Genomic DNA, 17,470 nt, shown 5'->3' on the forward strand with positions numbered 1-17,470 from the left:
AGCCTGCGGCAGCTCCTACGGGAGGTGGGTCAGGGGAGGGTTTTCAGGTACATCCGCCAGCCGCCGAAATGACTGATGTTCACCGCACCCTCCAGCCCGTACGCCTCGCAGATAAACCCGCTCTCCCAGCGGCCGTCGGCCAGTTGCACCTTGCCCAGTCCCAGCGGTGCCGGAATCCCGGTCAGGAACGAACCCAGTTCTCGGCTGGGCATCTCCCAGACTTCCACCGCAATCGCCACGCCGCCATCCTTCACGCGGACCATGCCTGGACGCAACGGCGGGCCGCCGGCCAGGGCATGGAGTTGATAATCCGGCGAGCTGAAGGTCGTTTCCAGCAACCGGGCGCCGCGCTGCCTGAGCTGCCAGTTCAACGCCAGCCCGTCCAGGTGCGCGCCGCAGACCACCAGCCGCGCCCGATCATGGCGGGCTACCGGCGCCGGTGCAGGAGCGGCCAGGCCTTGCTGGCGCTGCAAGGCATCCGCCACGCTCAACAGATACTGATCGGTGAAGGCCCGGCCAAACAAAGTCACGCCCCATGGCAGGCCGTTGTCCATGAACGCGCTGGGTACGGCGACGGCGGCGTAGTCGAGCAGGTTCATGAAGTTGGTGTAGTAGCCGAGGTCCGAATTGCGCAGTACCGGTTCGGCCTTGAGTTCCGCCAGCGACACCGGGCGGCCGATGGTGGGCGTGACGACACAATCGAGGCCTTCCAGCGCCGTGTCGCACAGTGCCTTGAGCGCTTGCAGCCGGTATTGGGCACGGAAGGTCTGCACGCCGTCGACGGCGGGTGCCTTGGCCAATACAGCGCGAATCACCGGCAACACGGCCTCGGGGTTTTGTGCCATCAACTCCCCGGCCACGCTGTAGCGCTCGGCCACCCACGGGCCTTCATAGAGCAAACGTGCGGCCTCCAGAAACGGCGACAGATCAAGCTCCACCGCTTCGCCACCCAAGGCCTTGAGACGGTCGATGGCATCACCGAACAACAATGGGCCTTCAGGGCAGCCAAAGAATTGCAGGTCCTGTGCACGTGGCACGCCGAACCGGAACGGCCGTGGCGTGCCGAACGCCGAGCCGTCGTTCCACAGCGGGTTGCTGCGGCTGTATTCGTCCCGTGGGTCGAGGCGTGCGGTGAGCGCCAGCAACCGGCTGGCCTCCCGCGCGGTGGCGGTGAACGTAGTGACGCAATCGAGCGTACGACAGGCCGGTACCACGCCGGCCGTCGAGATCAGGCCCTTGGTGGCTTTCATGCCGACCAGGTTGTTCAACGCCGCCGGCACACGCCCGGAGCCGGCGGTGTCGGTACCCAGGGAAAAACTCGCGACCCCGAGCGCCACCGCCAGCGCCGAACCGGCGCTGGAGCCGCCCGACGGATACTCCGGCAACACGCTGTTGGGGCACACGCCATAGGGTGAGCGGCTGCCGTTGAGCCCGGTGGCGAACTGGTCGAGGTTGGTCTTGCCCAACGGAATCGCACCCAGGGCCAGCAGTTGCTCGACGATGGTCGCCGAACGCTCCGGCACGTAGGCAAATGCCGGGCACGCCGCTGTGGTTGGAATGCCCGCCAGGTCGATGTTGTCCTTGATCGCGAATGGCACGCCGTACAGCGGCAGGCTGTCGAAGTCGCGACCCTCGAGGGCGGCGAGGTACGGCTCCAGTTCCTCGGCGCTGAGCAGGTGGATGAACAGGTGATAGTCCGGATTCAACGCGGCGGCTTTGTCCCGCAGGTTCGCCAGCAATTGCCGGGGGGTGAGGCTGCCGTCGCGGTAGGCGCTGCGCAGGGCGTCGAGTTGCAGGTTGATACTCATGGTGTCAGTCCTTTTCAAAATGGGTTCAGTCGAGTTCCAGCACCACGACGCGCTGTCCGGCGCGCACCGCCGAACCCGGTTGCACGCGCACCTCGCGCACCACGCCGGCCATGGGGGCGAGCAGGGGGATTTCCATCTTCATCGACTCCAGGATCACCAGCACATCACCGGCCGCGACGCGGTGGCCGACCTCGACCTGAACCTGCCAGAGGTTGCCGGCGATGTGGCTGTCGACGCTCTGTTGACCGCTGGCCAGCGGCGTCTCTTCGGTCGTCTCCGGGGCCGGTTCTTCGCTGTCGAAATGCGCCTGGCCGCTGGCGATCCAGCGTTCACGCTCGGCATTGAACGCGCCTTTTTGCTGCTCGCGAAACGCACCGATGGTCTCGGCTTCCTGCGTCAGAAACCCCTGGTAATCCGTCAGGTTCAACTGACTGTGCTCGATGTTCAGGTCGAAGCGCCCGAGGGGGAAATCCTGGCGAATGCGCAGCAATTCATCGGCGCTGACCGGGTAGAAACGGATCTGGTCGAAAAACCGCAGCAACCATGGCTTGCCATCGAACGCGGCGACTTCGCGGTAGCGGTTCCACATCTGTAGCGTGCGCCCGACAAACTGATAACCGCCGGGGCCTTCCATGCCGTAGACGCACATGTACGCGCCACCGATGCCCACCGAGTTCTCCGCGGTCCAGGTGCGCGCCGGGTTGTACTTGGTGGTGACCAGGCGATGGCGCGGATCGAGCGGGGTGGCGACCGGCGCGCCGAGGTAAACGTCGCCCAGGCCCATCACCAGGTAACTGGCGTCGAACACCGTGCGTTGCACTTCATCGAGGTTCGGCAGGTCGTTGATGCGGCGGATGAACTCCAGGTTGCTCGGGCACCATGGCGCGTCCTTGCGCACCGTGGTCATGTACTTCTCGATGGCCAACTGGCACGCGGGGTCATCCCAGGACAGTGGCAGATGGACGATGCGCGAGAGTACTTGCAGGTCTTTGGCGGCGCACACCGCGTCCCATTCGCCGGCGACGATGCCGAGCAGGTCGGCCAGTGGCAGTTGTTCGGGTTGGTAGTGGACTTGCAGTGAGCGGATGCCTGGCGTCAGGTCGATCACGCCGTGCAGGTGCTGGCTTTCCAGGGCTTGCATGAGGGCGTGGGCGCGGAAGCGCAGGACCAGGTCCAGTTCGGGAGCGCCGATTTCCAGCAGCAAATGCGTGTCGCCCGACAGCCGTGCAACCAGCCGCGTATCTCCCAGACCGATATCCAGCACCACAGGCGACACCATCCCCTGTGGGAGCTGGCTTGCCAGCGATGAAGTTGATGCGGTGTCTGATCGGGCCTCATCGCTGGCAAGCCAGCTCCCACAGGTATCCCATTTGCGGGCGAGATCGCGGGCGGTCTTGATGTCGACCGGGATGAACTGCACTTTGTCTCCGGCCTTCAGTTGACCAAGCTGCCAAAGGTCCGCCTCGATCACCGTCACCGGGCACACAAAACCACCGAGGCTGGGGCCATCCGGGCCGAGGATGACCGGCATGTCCCCGGTGAAATCCACTGCACCAATCGCATACGGATTGTCGTGAATGTTCGACGGATGCAAACCCGCCTCACCACCGTCGGCACGCACCCATTCAGGCTTCGGCCCGATCAGGCGCACACCGGTGCGGCTGGAGTTGAAATGCACTTCCCACTGGGTAGCGAAGAAGGTGTCGATGTAGCTTTCGGTGAAGTATTCCGGCGCACCGTGGGGGCCGTAGATCACGCGGATCTGCCGCACGGCAGGCAACTCGCTGACCTGAGATTCAGGCAGTTGCGCCCCGGTGCTACGGTCGCTCAGCGCCGGCACATGCAGCACATCACCGGCGCGCAGTGCGCGACCGCCATGCCCGCCAAACTGACCAAGGGTGAAGGTGCTTTTGCTGCCCAGATAATCCGGCACTTGCAGGCCACCGCGCAGGCACAGGTAGCTGCGCGCACCCGCACCGGCAATCGTTCCCAGGCTCAACGTCGAGCCCGCCGGAACCAGCAGCGCGGTGTTCATCGGCACGGTTTCACCGTTCAACGCCAGTGGAATCGCCGCGCCCGTCACCGCGATTACCGCATCGCAATTGAAGCGCAGCAACGGCCCACTCATGGTGATTTCCAGCGCCGCAGCACCTTCGACATTGGCCAACAACAGATTGCCCAGGCGTAAGGCGCGACTGTCCATCGGCCCCGACGGCGGCACGCCGACCGCCCAGTAACCGAGGCGCCCTGGATAATCCTGAACACTGGTTTGCGTACCGGCGCTGAGTACTTCGAACGTGTTGGCCTGATAGATCAGGCCTTCCAGGCAACGGGTCCACGGCTGGCCACTGGCGAAAGGCGTATCCAGGAGGATCTGCCGCAGGTAATCGCGGTTGGTTTCCACGCCATAGAGCAGGCTGGCACCCAGTGCCTGATGCAGATCCTCAGCGGCCTCTTCGCGCGTCGACGCCCAACTGATGACCTTGGCAATCATCGGGTCGAAATACGGCGGGATCTCGCCGCCCGCTTCGACCCAGGTATCAATGCGCAGTCGTTTGCCATCGGCGTCAGGGAAATTCACCGCCGTGAGCAAACCGGGGCTTGGCTGGAAATCACGCCCCGGATCCTCGGCATACAACCGCGCCTGAATCGCATGACCCTGCGGCTTCAAGCCCTGTACCAGATCGCTCAGCGGCGGCAGCTCACCGGCCGCCAGTTGCACCATCCAGCGCACCAGGTCGACGCTCCACACCTGTTCGGTAACGCCGTGTTCTACCTGCAAACGGGTGTTCACTTCCAGAAAATAGAAGCGCTGGGCTTCGCTGTCGAAGACGAACTCCACGGTGCCGGCGCTGCGGTAGTTCACCGCTTTGGCCAGTTTGATCGCCGCCGCGCACAGTTCATCGGCCATGCCCGCTGGCAGGTTCGGTGCCGGGGTTTCCTCGAGGACTTTCTGGTTGCGACGCTGCACCGAACAGTCGCGTACGCCAAGGGCGATCACTTCGCCGCGACCGTCGCCGAACACCTGCACTTCCAGGTGACGGGCGCGCTGGATGTACTTCTCGATGAACACCCCGGCGTCGCTGAAATTATTCTGGCCCAGGCGTTTGACCGCTTCGAAGGATTCGCTCAACTCGGCCGCGCTGCGGCACACGCGCATGCCGATGCCGCCACCGCCGGCGGTGCTCTTGAGCATCACCGGGTAGCCGACCTGTTCACCGGCGATCAATGCGGCGTCGAGGCTCTCGAGCAACTCGGTGCCTTCAAGCATGGGCACACCCTGTTGCCTGGCCAGGGCGCGAGCGGTGTGCTTGAGGCCGAACACCCGCAGTTGTTCCGGTGTCGGGCCGATGAAGGCGATGTCGGCGGCTTCGCAGGCTTCGGCGAATGTGGCGTTTTCCGAGAGGAAGCCGTAACCGGGATGGATCGCGGTGGCGCCGCTGTCTTTGGCGATGGCGAGGATTTTATCGACCGCCAGGTACGTGCCGGCGGCCGCGCCTTCACCGAGGCTGTGCGCCTCGTCGGCCTGCAGGATGTGCAGGCTGGCCGCGTCGGCTTCAGAGTAAACGGCGACCCCCTGCACGTGCAGTTCACGCAAGGTCCGCAGGATGCGGCAGGCAATGGCGCCACGGTTGGCAATCAGGACTTTTTCGAACATGGCATAACCCCCGGAGGCGATTGCGCATCAGCCTCGACTGGGATGCGGGCCGTCCCGCAGTTTTTCGAAATGCACCCGGGCCGTCCCGGATGACTGAAACGCCCCCCTGTAGGAGCTGCCGCAGGCTGCGATCTTTTGATCTTGAAAAAGCCAAATCAAAAGATCGCAGCCTGCGGCAGCTCCTACAGGGGTGGTTATTTAATGCATTGGCCGGAGCGGGCCTGGCACAGGGTGAACAGCCAGCGGCGCAAACGCGCGAGTTTCAGTTCCATACCAGTAGCTCCGCCGGTGTCGGGTTGTAGGCGTTGCACGGGTTGTTCAGTTGCGGGCAGTTGGAGATCAGCACGATCACGTCCATCTCGGCGCGCAGGTCGACGTACTTGCCCGGCGCGGAAATCCCGTCTTCGAAGGTCAGGCCGCCGTCGGCGGTGACCGGCACGTTCATGAAGAAGTTGATGTTCGGCCCGATGTCGCCCTTGCCCAGGCGTCCGTCGTGGACACAGGCGCGCAGGTAGTTGTCGCGGCAGCTGTGCATGTAGCGTTTCTCCAGGGCGTAGCGCACGGTGTTGCTCTCTTGCGCACAGGCGCCGCCGAGGGTGTCGTGACGCCCGCACGTGTCGGCGACGATGGTCAGCATCGGTTTGCCGAGGTTGGAATACAGCACGCTGCCGGTGCTCAGGTACACGCTGTTCTGCCGGCGCAACGTGCGCTGCACGTCGTAGCGTTCCTTGGGATTGGCGACGCTGTAGAACAAGGTGTCGACGGCCTGATTGCCTTCCAGATCGAGGATGCGCAGGGTCTGGCCGGCCTTGACCTCCATCAGCCAGGGTTCGCCGGCGGGGATGGTGGCGCGGTAGATCGCGGCGTCTGGTTGCCTGTTTGTGTGAACGGCAGCGGTAGCGATTGCGAGTGACATGGCAGCGATCCTCAGGCGAACAGACGGTCGGTGTTGATGAAGCCGCGCTCGTTTTCCGGGCGCGAGGTGCGGCAGTGTTCGGCGACGCTGGCGTCGGCGTTCATCCAGCTGAGCTTCAGTGGTTTCGGCGCGTATTCCGGCGACGGGTCCATCGGGTGCTGCAGGGCGGTGAGCACCACCAGGGTGTCCATCGGTGCGTACAACTCGATGTAGTCGCCAGCCTTGGAATTGCCCTCGACGAAATGGAAGCGCCCGGTGTCATCGACGTTCACGCGGCTGAACAGGTTGAGGGTCATCAGCAGGTCGGACAGGCCCAACCCCCACTTGCCCAGTTCCACCAGCAGGTTGTCGGTGCCGTTGCGGAAGAAGCCGTTGCGCAGTTCCTGGTAGCGGCCCGCGCCGTATTTTTCTACCACTTCTTCGGCGCAGAGCACGCCGCCCAGGCTGTCGCTCCAGCCGCAGGTGTCGGCAGTGATGGCGGCCAGCACACGGCCCATGTCCGAGTACAGGCAGTGGCCGGCGGTGAGCTTGGCGGTGTGTTGGCATTTGAGGCTGTCGGGCAGGTTCAGGCGCTCGGTTTTTTCATTGGCGTTGAGCAGTGTCAGGCTGACGTTGGCGCCGCCGCGCAGGTCGGTCAGGCGCAGCAATTGGCCGCGCTTGAGCACGAAGGAACGATGGCCGCCGCCGGGGAGCATTTCTTCGGCGAAGGGCGGGAACAGCTGAGTCGAATCAGTCATTGTGAAAAATCCTCTAAGCGATACGAAGCGTGCCCGCCACCGGCAGCGGCAGGGCGTCGACGGCTCTGCACTGGGCGCGGCGGTCGCTGTTCAAAGGGATGTCGTAGGTGATGCGTGCGCCATAGCGACCGGGCGCATGCGGGTCGAGACGGACCTTGTCGAACACCAGCAGGCGGGTGCCGAGGCTGAAGCCTTCGGACAGGTCATGGGTGACCATGAACACCGTCAGCCGGGTCTCGCGCCACAGCTCCAGGAGCAAAGCGTGCATGTCTTTGCGGATGCCCGGATCGAGGGCGCCGAAGGGTTCGTCGAGCAATAACACCCGCGGCTTCATGATCAGCGCCTGGGCGATGGCCAGCCGTTGTTGCATGCCGCCGGAGAGCTGCGCCGGGTACTTGTCCAGCGAATGGCCGAGGCCGACTTTGTGCAGCAGCACCGAGGCCTGTTCGCGCGCCTCCTTTTTCGCACTGCCGAACAGGCGCCCGAGCAAGGGCGAACGCGGCAGTTCGAGGCCGAGGGCGACGTTGTCCAGCACGCTCAGGTGCGGGAACACGGAGTAGCGCTGGAACACCACGCCACGGCTGGCATCCGGTTCACCGGCCAAGGGCTGGCCGTCGAGCAGGATCTCGCCGCGACTGGCGCGTTCCTGGCCGAGCAGCAGACGCAGAAAGGTCGATTTACCACAACCGGACGCCCCCACCAGTGTGCAGAACTCACCCTCGTTGACGTTCAGGTTGAGGCCTTCGAGCACCACCTGGTCGGCGTATTGCTGCCAGACGTTTTTAACGGTGATGAAGCTCATTTGGCGGCCCCCTCATACCAGGGGAACGCGCGCAGGGTCAGGCGTTTAAGGCCCCAATCCATCAGCCAGGCGAGCAGGGTGATCCAGACCACGTAGGGCAAGATCACGTCCATCGCCAGGTAGCGGCGCACCAGGAAGATCCGGTAGCCAAGGCCATCAGTGGAGGCAATGGCTTCGGCGGCGATCAGGAACAGCCATGCCGAGCCGAGCATCAAGCGCAGCGAGATCAACAGCCGTGGCAGCAGTTGCGGCAGCACCACCCGCAGCATCAGGGTCCAGGTGGATGCGCCGAGGGTCTGGGCCTTGATCAGCAGTTCCACGGGAATCTCCCGGGCACGCTGTTCCAGGTCCCGGGCCAGCGCCGGCGTGATGCCGATGACGATCAGCATCACTTTCGACAATTCCCCCAGGCCGAAGACGATGAACAGGATCGGCAGGATCGCCAGCGGCGGCACCATCGACAGCACCGTCAGCAAGGGTGACAACGGCGCACCGAACAGCGGCAGGGTGCCGGCGGCGATGCCCAGGCACAGCCCGGCCAGGGCGCTGATGCCCAGGCCGATGGCCAGGCGTTGCAGACTGGATGCCGTGTCCTGCCAGAGCAGGTAGTCGCCGGTGCGGGTGTCGGCCACGAAGGCCAGGCGTTTCACCGCATCGGTCATCTGCACGGCGCTGGGCAGCAGCTTGTCGTTGGGGTTGTCCGCCAGTCGCTCGGCCGAGCCCATGAAATAGGCGAACAGCACCAGGGCGAAGGGCAGGATCACCAACAACAGGCGACTCGGGCGGTCCGGGTGACGGTTGATCAGGCGCATGGCCGGTTCTCCTGATTACAGCTTGGCGTCGGCGGCCATCTGCACGTAGCTCGGGTCGAAGCGCAGCTTGAGGTTGCCTTTGTCGCCGCTGGTCACGCCGTTGGCGAAGGCCATGCCGACCGCGCTGGTGTCCTTGGCGCCTTCACCCAGCAAGCCGTGCTGGAAGGAGAACTCGGCGACTTTGCGCATGGTTTCCGGCAGTTGCTTGCTGGTGCTGAATGCCAGAGCTTCCTTGGGCGTGGCGAACAATCGGGTGGTGTCCAGTTGCGCCTGGAAACCCGCCAGGTCAGTGCCCGAGGCCTTGGCCATGTGTTCCAGTGCGGCTTTGCCGACGGCGTTTTTCGCGTTCATCAACTCGACCACTTCAAACCAGGCACCGGTCAGTGCCTTGCCCAGGGCCGGGTTGTCTTTGAGGGTGGCGCTGTTGACCACCATCATGTCCATGATTTCGCCGGGGATCTGGCTCGAATTGAACACTTCAGTCACCGCGGGCTTGGCCTTGATGTCCGAGAGCATCGGGTTCCAGGTGGTGACGGCGTTGACCTGATCGGTGTTGAAGGCGGCCGAGATATCGGCGTCGGAGGTGTTGACCACTTTCAGGTCCTTCTCGGTGAGGTCCACCGAATCCAGGGCCCGGGCCAGCAGGTAATGGGAGACCGAGAGCTCCACCAGGTTGACGTCCATGCCCTTGAGGTCGGCGACTTTCTTGCCTTCGCCCTTGAGCACGATGCCGTCGTTGCCGTTGGAGAAATCGCTGACGATCAGCGCGGTGCTGTCGACGCCGCCAGCGGCGGGAATGGTCAGTGCATCCATGTTGGTCATGGTGCAGCCGTCGAACTGGCCGGCGGTGTACTGGTTGATCGATTCGACATAGTCATTGAGCTGCACCACATCGATCTGGATGCCGTACTTCTTCGCCCATTTATCGACGATGCCCTGGCTGCCGGCGTACTCCCACGGCATCCAGCCGGCGTAAATGGTCCAGCACACGCTGAAGTGGTCTTTCTGGGCGGCCTGGGACGAGAAGCTCACGAGGGCGGCGAACGCAGCGGCGAGCAGGGCGGGTAAACGAAGCTGGGACATGGTGGTTCTCCAGTTGATCAAGGACGCACAGGACGGCAGCGGCACCGTTAACGGTGGCTTGTCTCCCGGGCTTTTGTCCCGCCGTGTAACCTCAACTGGAGGTCGCCAACTCTCGGACCAGTCACTCGCGATTGCGAGCCGGAACCCTAGTCAGCCATTTGCAAATTGTGGTGCCGCGAACCTGTAGTGACTCCTGCACGGGGTTGTTAAAGCGAGAGGCGTGCCAAGTTGGCCCGAGCGCTCTAGCGTGGGCGACAGGGAGATCGACGGTGTTGATGGAAGGGGCGCACTGCCTTGTGATGGTGCGCGGGTGCACCGCATTGGAACCTGTCCGCCGCTGATCAGAAGGTGGGTGCAACGTCGCACTTGGCAGGGGATTGCCAGTCAAAACAGATGTCAGTCGGTGTGTGCCGACTGCTGTCACAGGTCTTTACGGAGGCCGCCATGTTACGTCGATTGTTGTTGGGGGCAGTGCTTGGTCTCGGACTGTCTGGCTGCTACTACTACGACGGTCCCGCCGACGTCTACGGGGGATCTTATTACTACCCCGGTTACTACTCGCCCTATTACTACGGTTACTACGGTCCGGGTTATTACGGTGGTTATCGCGCCTATTACTACGGTGGGCATGGTTACTCCCGTGGCCACGGGTATTACGGCGGTGGACATCACGGTGGTGGATATCGCGGTGGGCACCGTTAATCAGGGCATGAATAGATGAAAAACCTTTCATCGGGCAGATGTTTCTACTTGTTTCAGTGACGCACCAGATCCCGAATTCGATGTCTGATCTTTCGACAGTCAGCGAATATTTGACTGTCGCCTGCCAGCGTCGCTGGTGTGGCTCACCCGCGGTCCAGGAGGCCGCCATGCTCTGTCAAAAAACGCTACGGCGAATTCTTCTGCTTGCTGTATTGGGATTGTCACTGGGTGGGTGCGTGCCTTACTACGATGAAGGAGGCAGTTATTACAGTTCCGAGGTCTATACCTCGCCATCACCAACCTATTACGCCGGAGGGAGTTCCTACTACTCCAATGGCGGCGGTTACTACACACCGCCGCCCCGGTACTACATGCCGCCTGCGCGGTATTACCAGCCGACACCGCGCTATTACTCGCAGCCGCGGATGTATCAACCGTCGCGCCATTACCAGTCGGCCCCTCGTTATTACCAGCCGTCGCGGGGTGACTACCGCGCGCATCAGAACCATGGCTGGGACGGCCGTAACCGCGGAGGCTGGAACAATGACTATCGCGGTCACGATGGGCGCAGCAATCGTGGTGGGCGTGGCGATCACAACGGACGGGGCGGTCACCGCTAGCCAATCGCAGTTCTAATGTGGGAGCGGGCTTGCTCGCGAAGGCGTTATCTCAGCAACATTGATGTTGACTGATACTCCGCCTTCGCGAGCAAGCCCGCTCCCACAGTGTTGTGTGCAGTTTTCAGTATTCGGACAAATCCGCCAGCGGATGCCGACCTTCCCAGGCCTTGTGAAAATGCGCCTCGACCACCGCGTCCGGCACGTTGTTGATGTCCGGCCAGTGCCAGTGCGGCTTCTGGTCCTTGTCGATCAACCGCGCACGTACGCCTTCGCTGAATTCCGGATGACGACAGCAATTGAGGCTCAGGGTGTATTCCATCTGGAAGACTTCGGCCAGCGACAGGTGCCGGGCACGGATGATCTGTTCCCATACCAGATGAGCGGTCAGCGGCGCGCCTTCACTCAGGGCCCTGGCCGCGCGGCTGAGCAACAGATCGCTGTGGTCGCGCAGGGCGCTGATGGCCTTCCAGGCGCAACGCACATCGCTGACATCCAGTAACTCGTCGATCTGACGACGGCGCGGCAACCACTGGGCTTCGGGCATCTGCGCCACGGCTTCCTGCTGCAAGGCCTTGAGCAGGCTGTTGAGCTGCATGGGTGTCTGTTCCTGCCAGTTCAATTGCAGCAGGCCCTCGATCAGCTCCGGCTGCTGCTCATCGAGCATGAAACGATCCGCCAGGTCCAGATCGATGGCATCGCGGCCGTTCATGTGCGCGCCGGTCAGGCCCAGGAACAACCCGAGCTTGCCGGGCAGGCGCGACAGGAACCAGCTGGCGCCAACATCCGGGTACAGGCCGATGCTGATCTCCGGCATGGCCAGGCGGCTGCTCGGCGTGACGATACGGGTGCTCGCGCCTTGCAACAGTCCCATGCCACCGCCTAGCACATAACCGTGCCCCCAGCAGATCAACGGCTTGGGGTAGGTATGCAGTTTGAAGTCCAGGCGATATTCCGCCGCAAAAAACTGCGCAGCCAGTGGCGGTACTTCACCCGGGTGGACGCGACAGGCTTCCACCAGGCTGCGCACTTCACCGCCGGCGCAAAAGGCCTTGGCGCCATTGCCGCGCAACAGGACGCAGACGATCTGCGGGTCTTTGGCCCAGGCTTCCATGCGGTCGCGCAGGGCGTTGATCATCGGCAGGGACAGGGCGTTCAGGGATTTTTCGGCATCCAGGCTGGCGATGCCGATGCGCGCGCCGTCGGTGCCGGTGAGTTCTTCGAAGTGCAGATTCATCGTGACCTCGATCGGGAATTTGAGGGTTAAGTATGATCGCTGTGTGGGAAAGTGCCGGATCTGCATCAGATCAATTGACAAGCGTGGTGAGCTTTCCTAGGGTTCGCCCCATTGTTTTTGCCGGATGTAACCATGACTGCTGACGACCGTATTAAACTCGAACCGGGCTGGAAGGAGGCACTGCGTGCCGAATTCGACCAGCCCTACATGGCAGAGTTGCGAAATTTCCTGCAACAGGAGCGGGCGGCCGGCAAGGAGATCTATCCGCCGGGGCCGATGATTTTCAACGCGCTCAATTCCACGCCGCTGGACAAGGTCAAGGTGGTGATCCTCGGCCAGGATCCTTATCACGGCCCGGGCCAGGCCCACGGTTTGTGCTTCTCGGTGCAACCCGGCGTGCCGGCGCCACCGTCGCTGGTGAACATCTATAAAGAGCTCAAGCGCGACCTGAACATCGACATCCCCAATCATGGCTACCTGCAGAGCTGGGCCGATCAGGGCGTGCTGATGCTCAACACCACCATGACCGTCGAACGCGCCAACGCCAATGCCCACAAGGACAAGGGCTGGCAGTTTTTCACCGATCGGGTCATTGAGGTGGTCAGCCAACAGCAGCCGCACCTGGTGTTCATGCTGTGGGGCGCCCATGCCCAGAGCAAGCAGAAGCTGATCGATGCGACCAAGCACCTGGTGTTGACCTCGGTGCACCCGTCACCGCTGTCCGCCTATCGCGGCTTCCTCGGTTGCGGGCACTTCAGCCGCACCAACAAGTTTCTGGAGCAGAATGGCGAGTCGCCGATCGAGTGGCGGTTGCCGCCGGTTTGATGATTGCCCGGGCGGGCCTTTGTGGCGAGGGAGCTTGCTCCCGCTCGGCTGCGCAGCAGCCGTAAATCCTGCATATGCGGTGTGACTGTAGAATCCGGATGTGGAAAGGGGGGGGGCTGCTTCGCAGCCCAGCGGGAGCAAGCTCCCTCGCCACAGGTCTATCAGTCTGAATCCGGATTGCGATTCCAGTACTTGAACAACGGCTCCGCCAGAAACAGCACAAACAACAACCTCATCACCTGCATCGCCGTCACCAGCGGCACCGACAGCTGCAGGGTCTCCGCCGTCAGGCTCATCTCGGCGATACCGCCCGGCATCATGCCCAATGTCAGTGAGCGCAGATCCAGGTGGGTCAGCGCACTCAAACCCAAGGCTGCTGCAGTCGCAATCAGCATGGTCAGCACCGTGCCGATCAAGGTGCGGCCCATGAACGATGGTGCACGCCGGAAAAACTGCCGGTTGAAGTGACAACCCAGGCCGCTGCCGATCAACCACTGGCCGATCTGGCTACCGCCATTGGGCAAGCCGATGTGCAGATCCCAGCCGATGCTGACTGCCGCACTGACCAGCAACGGCCCGAACAGCCAGGGGTTGGGTTGCCGCAGGCGTTCCCAGATCCAGGCCGCCAATGCGCCAGCAGGAAACAGCACCGCCAGCCAGCGCCAATCGATGCTGCCCGCGTGGGCAATCGGCGCACCGTCACCCAGCAGATACTTGAAGGCTGCCGGTACGCACAGCACCACCACCAACACCCGCAAACTTTGCCCCGCCGCTACATGGCTGAGCACCGCGCCATTACGCGCGCCGAGGTTGACCATCTCCCCGGAACCGCCGGGCATGCTGGAAAAGAACGCGGTGGCGCGATCTTCACCGGTACGGCGCATCAGCCACACGCCGACCACGGCGGACAGGCTGGTGACCAACGCACCGAAGAAGATCAGGCCGAAATGACTCAGCACCTGCTCCATCACCAGCGGGGTGAAGTGCAGGCCGATACCGATGCCGACGATCCACTGGCCGCACTTGCGGCCGCCAGGGATTTCGGCCAGTTGCCAGGGGGTCAGGCAACGCACGAGGATGATCGCCAGCAACGAGCCGACCATCCACGGCAAAGGCCAGCCGACCTGGCTGGCGAGGTAACCGCCCAGCAGGCCGACCAGCGGGGTTCCCCACCAGGCTTTGAACGGTGTTCGATCAGACATCGGGGATGATGCGTTGCGCGGCCGAACGTTTGCGCCAGATACGGATGAGTGGCATCAGCAGCATGATCGCCGTCAGGATCCAGCAACCGAAGGTGATCGGGCTCGACCAGAGGATTTCCAGCGCACCGTTGGAAATCGACAGGGCGCGGCGCAGGTTTTGTTCCATCAATCCTCCGAGGATGAAGCCCAGCAATACCGGCGACAGCGGGAAGTCCAGCTTGCGCAGGATATAACCGAAGATGCCGATGCCGATCATCAGGAACAGATCGAACGTTGTCGCGTGCACCGCGTAGACACCGATCCCGGTGATGATCGCGATCACCGGCACCAGTGCCCAGTTCGGCACGGCGAGGATGCGGGTAAAGATGCGGATCATCGGGATATTGAGGATCACCAGCATCACGTTGGCGATGAACAACGAAGCGATCAGACCCCAGACAATGTCCGGTTGCTGCTGGAACAGCAGCGGGCCCGGGGTGATGTTGTACAGCGACAATGCACCGATCATCACCGCCGTGGTGCCGGAACCTGGAACGCCGAGGGTCAGCATCGGCACCAGCGCACCGCAAGCCGCGCCACCGATGGCGGTTTCCGGCGCCGCCAGGCCGCGCATGTCACCCTGGCCGAAAGTACCCTTGGCACCCGCCATGCGTTTTTCGGTCATGTAGGCCACGGCACTGGCCAGGGTCGCACCGGCACCCGGCAATACGCCCATGATGAAACCCAGTACACCGCAACGGATGTTCACCACGAACACCGACGCCGCTTCCTTGAAGTTGAACATCATCCGGCCGGTGGCTTTGACCGCTTCCTGGCCGTGGTGGGTTTTTTCCAGCAGCAGGAGGATTTCGCTGATGGAGAACAAGCCCAGCACCAGCACGACGAACTGGATGCCGTCGGTCAGGTGAATGTTGTCCCCGGTGAAGCGATACACACCGCTGTTGGCGTCGATGCCGACGGTCGACAGGAACAGACCGATCAGCGCCGCGATGAACGTCTTCAGCGGACGGTCACCGGCCATGCCGCCGAGGCAGACAATCGCAAACACCATCAGTACGAAATATTCCGCGGGGCCGAAGGCAATCGCCCATTTCGCCAGCAGCGGGGCGAACAGCACCATGCCGCAGGTCGCGATAAAGGCACCGATGAACGAGCTCCATGCCGACAGCGACAGTGCTACACCGGCCAGGCCTTTACGTGCCATCGGGTAACCGTCGAGGGTGGTCATCACGGTGGACGCTTCGCCTGGAATATTCAGCAGAATCGAGCTGATCCGGCCGCCGTATTCGCAACCCAGGTACACCGCCGCCAGCAGGATCAGTGCCGACTCCGGTGGCAGGCCGAGGGCGAATGCGATCGGAATCAGCAACGCCACGCCGTTGATCGGCCCCAGGCCCGGCAACAGGCCGACCACGGTGCCGATCAGGGTGCCGCAGAGTGCAGTCACCAGGTTGTACGGGCTCAGCGCGACGCCGAAACCCTGACCCAAATAGCCAAGAGTATCCATATCAGTTCTCCAGAACGTCGAGCACGCCCAAGGGCAGCGGTACGTCCATCAACTTGTCGAACAGCAGGTAGAGGCCGACGGCCATCAAGCTGATGATCACGATGCTTGGCACCCAGCGACCGCCATACAGTCGTGCCATGGGCACGCCGATCAGGATGCTGGCGACGATGAAACCCAGGGGTTCGAAGGTACCGGCGAACACCAGCAACAGCACCACGCAGATGCCGATCTTGGTCAGGGTTTCGCGATCCAGCGGCGGCTCGTCAGCACTGTGCTTGATCGGCGCCGGACGGAACACCATGTACAACAGCGCTGAGCCCATCAGGCCGAGCATCAGCAATGGAAAAGCCCGAGGCCCCACCGGTTCGTAGGAAAAAGCCGCTTGGTACGGCCACGCCATCAATGCCAGGCCGACACAGGCCAGCAACAGCACCGAAGCAAAAATGCGTTGTAAGAGCATGAGGAACTCCTGTGCCGCGACTCCGCCAAACGGAGTCGCAGCCGCTAGACAGAGACGATCACTGGATCAGGCCGAACTCTTTGGCCAGCACTTTGTAGTCCGCGACCTGCTTCTTCACATAGGTGTCCAGCTCCGGGCCGGTCATGGCGAACGGGAACAGTTCACGCTGGTCGCGCAACTTGGCGAACTCCGGTGAAGCCAGCAGTTTGTCGAAGGAGTCTTTCCACCAGGCGTAGTCCTCGTCGCTGACCTTCGGCCCCAGGTAGAAGCCGCGAACCACCGGCCAGACGATGTCGTAGCCTTGTTCGCGGGCGGTCGGGATGTCCTTCATTTCCGGCTCGTCCAGACGCTTGTCGGAGAACACCGCCAGCAGACGCATGTCACCGCTCTGGATGTGTGGCATGGAGTCGGAAATGTCGGTGCTGCCAACCTGGATATGACCGCCGAGCAGGGCCGTGGCGATCTCGCCGCCACCTTCGAGGGCCACATAACGCAGGTCACGCGGGTTGATCCCGGCGGCCTTGGCGATCAGCGCAGTCTGCATCCAGTCCTGGCTGCCGACGGTGCCGCCGGAACCGATCACCACTTTGCTCGGATCTTTCTTCAGGGCCTGGACCAGATCGTCGAGGGTCTTGTAGGGCGAATCGCTCTTCACCGCGATAGCGCCGTAGCTGGTGCCGACGGCGGCCAGCCAGCGCACATTGCTTTCATCGAAACGACCGAACTTGCCTTGGGCCAGGTTCAGCAGCGAACCACTGGACCAGGCCACCAACGTACCGGCATCGGCAGGACGCTGGGCGACCACCGCGTTGTACGCCACCGCGCCGACACCGCCGGGCATGTAGGTCACCCGCATCGGTTTGGTCAGCAGTTTTTCGTTGACCAGCGCGCTTTGCGCCAGCTTGCAGGTCAGGTCGAAACCACCACCGGGCGAGGCCGGGGCGATGCATTCCGGGCGTTTAGGCTCGGCCATGAGTTGGCCGGCGAACAGCACACAGCTGGCGGCGAGGGCGAAACGGCGCATTGAACGATTCATTTTTGTCTCCAGTGGAGTTTTTGTTTTTCGGGATGATTCAGGTGCGACGATTTCGCGCGGTGCCGGCG

15 protein-coding genes and 1 riboswitch are annotated in these 17,470 nt (G+C 62.8%); of the genes, 3 read left to right on the plus strand and 12 right to left on the minus strand.

Annotation, left to right across the window (positions count from 1 at the left end):
* Positions 1-29 precede the first annotated feature (29 nt).
* The 7 genes from atzF to C9422_RS07730 all read right to left on the minus strand — a co-directional run bounded on the left by atzF (position 30) and on the right by C9422_RS07730 (position 9,816).
* Positions 30-1,808, minus strand: a complete 1,779-nt coding sequence (gene atzF, locus C9422_RS07700) for an allophanate hydrolase (protein ID WP_116580223.1) — start codon at positions 1,806-1,808, stop codon at positions 30-32.
* Positions 1,809-1,833: 25 nt separating this feature from the next.
* Positions 1,834-5,466 carry an urea carboxylase gene (gene uca / locus C9422_RS07705; protein WP_116580224.1) on the minus strand — a complete coding sequence of 1,211 codons (3,633 nt, stop codon included), beginning with the start codon at positions 5,464-5,466 and terminating at the stop codon, positions 1,834-1,836.
* Positions 5,467-5,728: 262 nt separating this feature from the next.
* A complete protein-coding gene (locus C9422_RS07710) occupies positions 5,729-6,382 on the minus strand; it encodes an urea amidolyase associated protein UAAP2 (protein ID WP_116580225.1) in 654 nt (217 codons plus the stop codon).
* A gap of 11 nt (positions 6,383-6,393) precedes the next feature.
* On the minus strand, positions 6,394-7,119 hold the full coding sequence (locus tag C9422_RS07715; RefSeq protein WP_116580226.1) for an urea amidolyase associated protein UAAP1: 726 nt from the start codon (positions 7,117-7,119) through the stop codon (positions 6,394-6,396).
* A gap of 13 nt (positions 7,120-7,132) precedes the next feature.
* Positions 7,133-7,921, minus strand: a complete 789-nt coding sequence (locus C9422_RS07720) for an ABC transporter ATP-binding protein (protein WP_116580227.1) — start codon at positions 7,919-7,921, stop codon at positions 7,133-7,135.
* A complete protein-coding gene (locus C9422_RS07725; protein WP_116580228.1) occupies positions 7,918-8,733 on the minus strand; it encodes an ABC transporter permease in 816 nt (271 codons plus the stop codon). The genes C9422_RS07720 and C9422_RS07725 overlap by 4 nt, the downstream gene beginning before the upstream one ends.
* A gap of 15 nt (positions 8,734-8,748) precedes the next feature.
* Positions 8,749-9,816, minus strand: coding sequence for a putative urea ABC transporter substrate-binding protein (locus C9422_RS07730; protein WP_116580229.1), 1,068 nt, complete (start codon positions 9,814-9,816; stop codon positions 8,749-8,751).
* A gap of 60 nt (positions 9,817-9,876) precedes the next feature.
* A riboswitch (guanidine-I (ykkC/yxkD leader) is annotated at positions 9,877-9,977 on the minus strand.
* Positions 9,978-10,260: 283 nt separating this feature from the next.
* Here C9422_RS07730 and C9422_RS07740 point away from each other — a divergent pair.
* Together C9422_RS07740 and C9422_RS07745 are read left to right on the plus strand one after the other, a co-directional pair.
* Complete coding sequence (locus C9422_RS07740) at positions 10,261-10,518, plus strand: hypothetical protein (protein ID WP_116580231.1); 258 nt, start codon at positions 10,261-10,263, stop codon at positions 10,516-10,518.
* Positions 10,519-10,685: 167 nt separating this feature from the next.
* Positions 10,686-11,138 (plus strand): hypothetical protein, encoded by a 453-nt coding sequence (locus C9422_RS07745; protein WP_116580232.1) that lies wholly within the window; start codon positions 10,686-10,688, stop codon positions 11,136-11,138.
* 121 nt (positions 11,139-11,259) lie between these two features.
* On the opposite strand, the gene C9422_RS07750 is transcribed toward C9422_RS07745, so the two are convergent.
* A complete protein-coding gene (locus C9422_RS07750; protein ID WP_116580233.1) occupies positions 11,260-12,372 on the minus strand; it encodes an enoyl-CoA hydratase/isomerase family protein in 1,113 nt (370 codons plus the stop codon).
* A 132-nt stretch (positions 12,373-12,504) separates the two neighbouring features.
* On the opposite strand from C9422_RS07750, the gene ung reads away from it, so the two are divergent.
* The gene (ung, locus tag C9422_RS07755) at positions 12,505-13,197 is read left to right on the plus strand and encodes a uracil-DNA glycosylase (RefSeq protein WP_007979816.1); all 693 of its coding nucleotides are present in this window, start codon (positions 12,505-12,507) and stop codon (positions 13,195-13,197) included.
* A 161-nt stretch (positions 13,198-13,358) separates the two neighbouring features.
* Here the strand turns inward: ung and C9422_RS07760 are convergent, their stop codons facing one another.
* The 4 genes from C9422_RS07760 to C9422_RS07775 are packed head-to-tail and all read right to left on the minus strand — an operon-like array spanning position 13,359 to position 17,402.
* The gene (locus C9422_RS07760; RefSeq protein WP_007979814.1) at positions 13,359-14,399 is read right to left on the minus strand and encodes an AbrB family transcriptional regulator; all 1,041 of its coding nucleotides are present in this window, start codon (positions 14,397-14,399) and stop codon (positions 13,359-13,361) included.
* Complete coding sequence (locus C9422_RS07765; protein ID WP_007979812.1) at positions 14,392-15,906, minus strand: tripartite tricarboxylate transporter permease; 1,515 nt, start codon at positions 15,904-15,906, stop codon at positions 14,392-14,394. The genes C9422_RS07760 and C9422_RS07765 overlap by 8 nt, the downstream gene beginning before the upstream one ends.
* A 1-nt stretch (position 15,907) precedes the next feature.
* Positions 15,908-16,366, minus strand: a complete 459-nt coding sequence (locus C9422_RS07770) for a tripartite tricarboxylate transporter TctB family protein (RefSeq protein ID WP_116580234.1) — start codon at positions 16,364-16,366, stop codon at positions 15,908-15,910.
* 58 nt (positions 16,367-16,424) lie between these two features.
* The gene (locus tag C9422_RS07775) at positions 16,425-17,402 is read right to left on the minus strand and encodes a tripartite tricarboxylate transporter substrate binding protein (RefSeq protein ID WP_007979806.1); all 978 of its coding nucleotides are present in this window, start codon (positions 17,400-17,402) and stop codon (positions 16,425-16,427) included.
* Positions 17,403-17,470: the final 68 nt, after the last annotated feature.

It is taken from the genome of Pseudomonas sp. B1(2018) (assembly GCF_003097365.1).
GTDB classification, from domain to species: Bacteria; Pseudomonadota; Gammaproteobacteria; order Pseudomonadales; family Pseudomonadaceae; genus Aquipseudomonas; species Aquipseudomonas laurylsulfatiphila.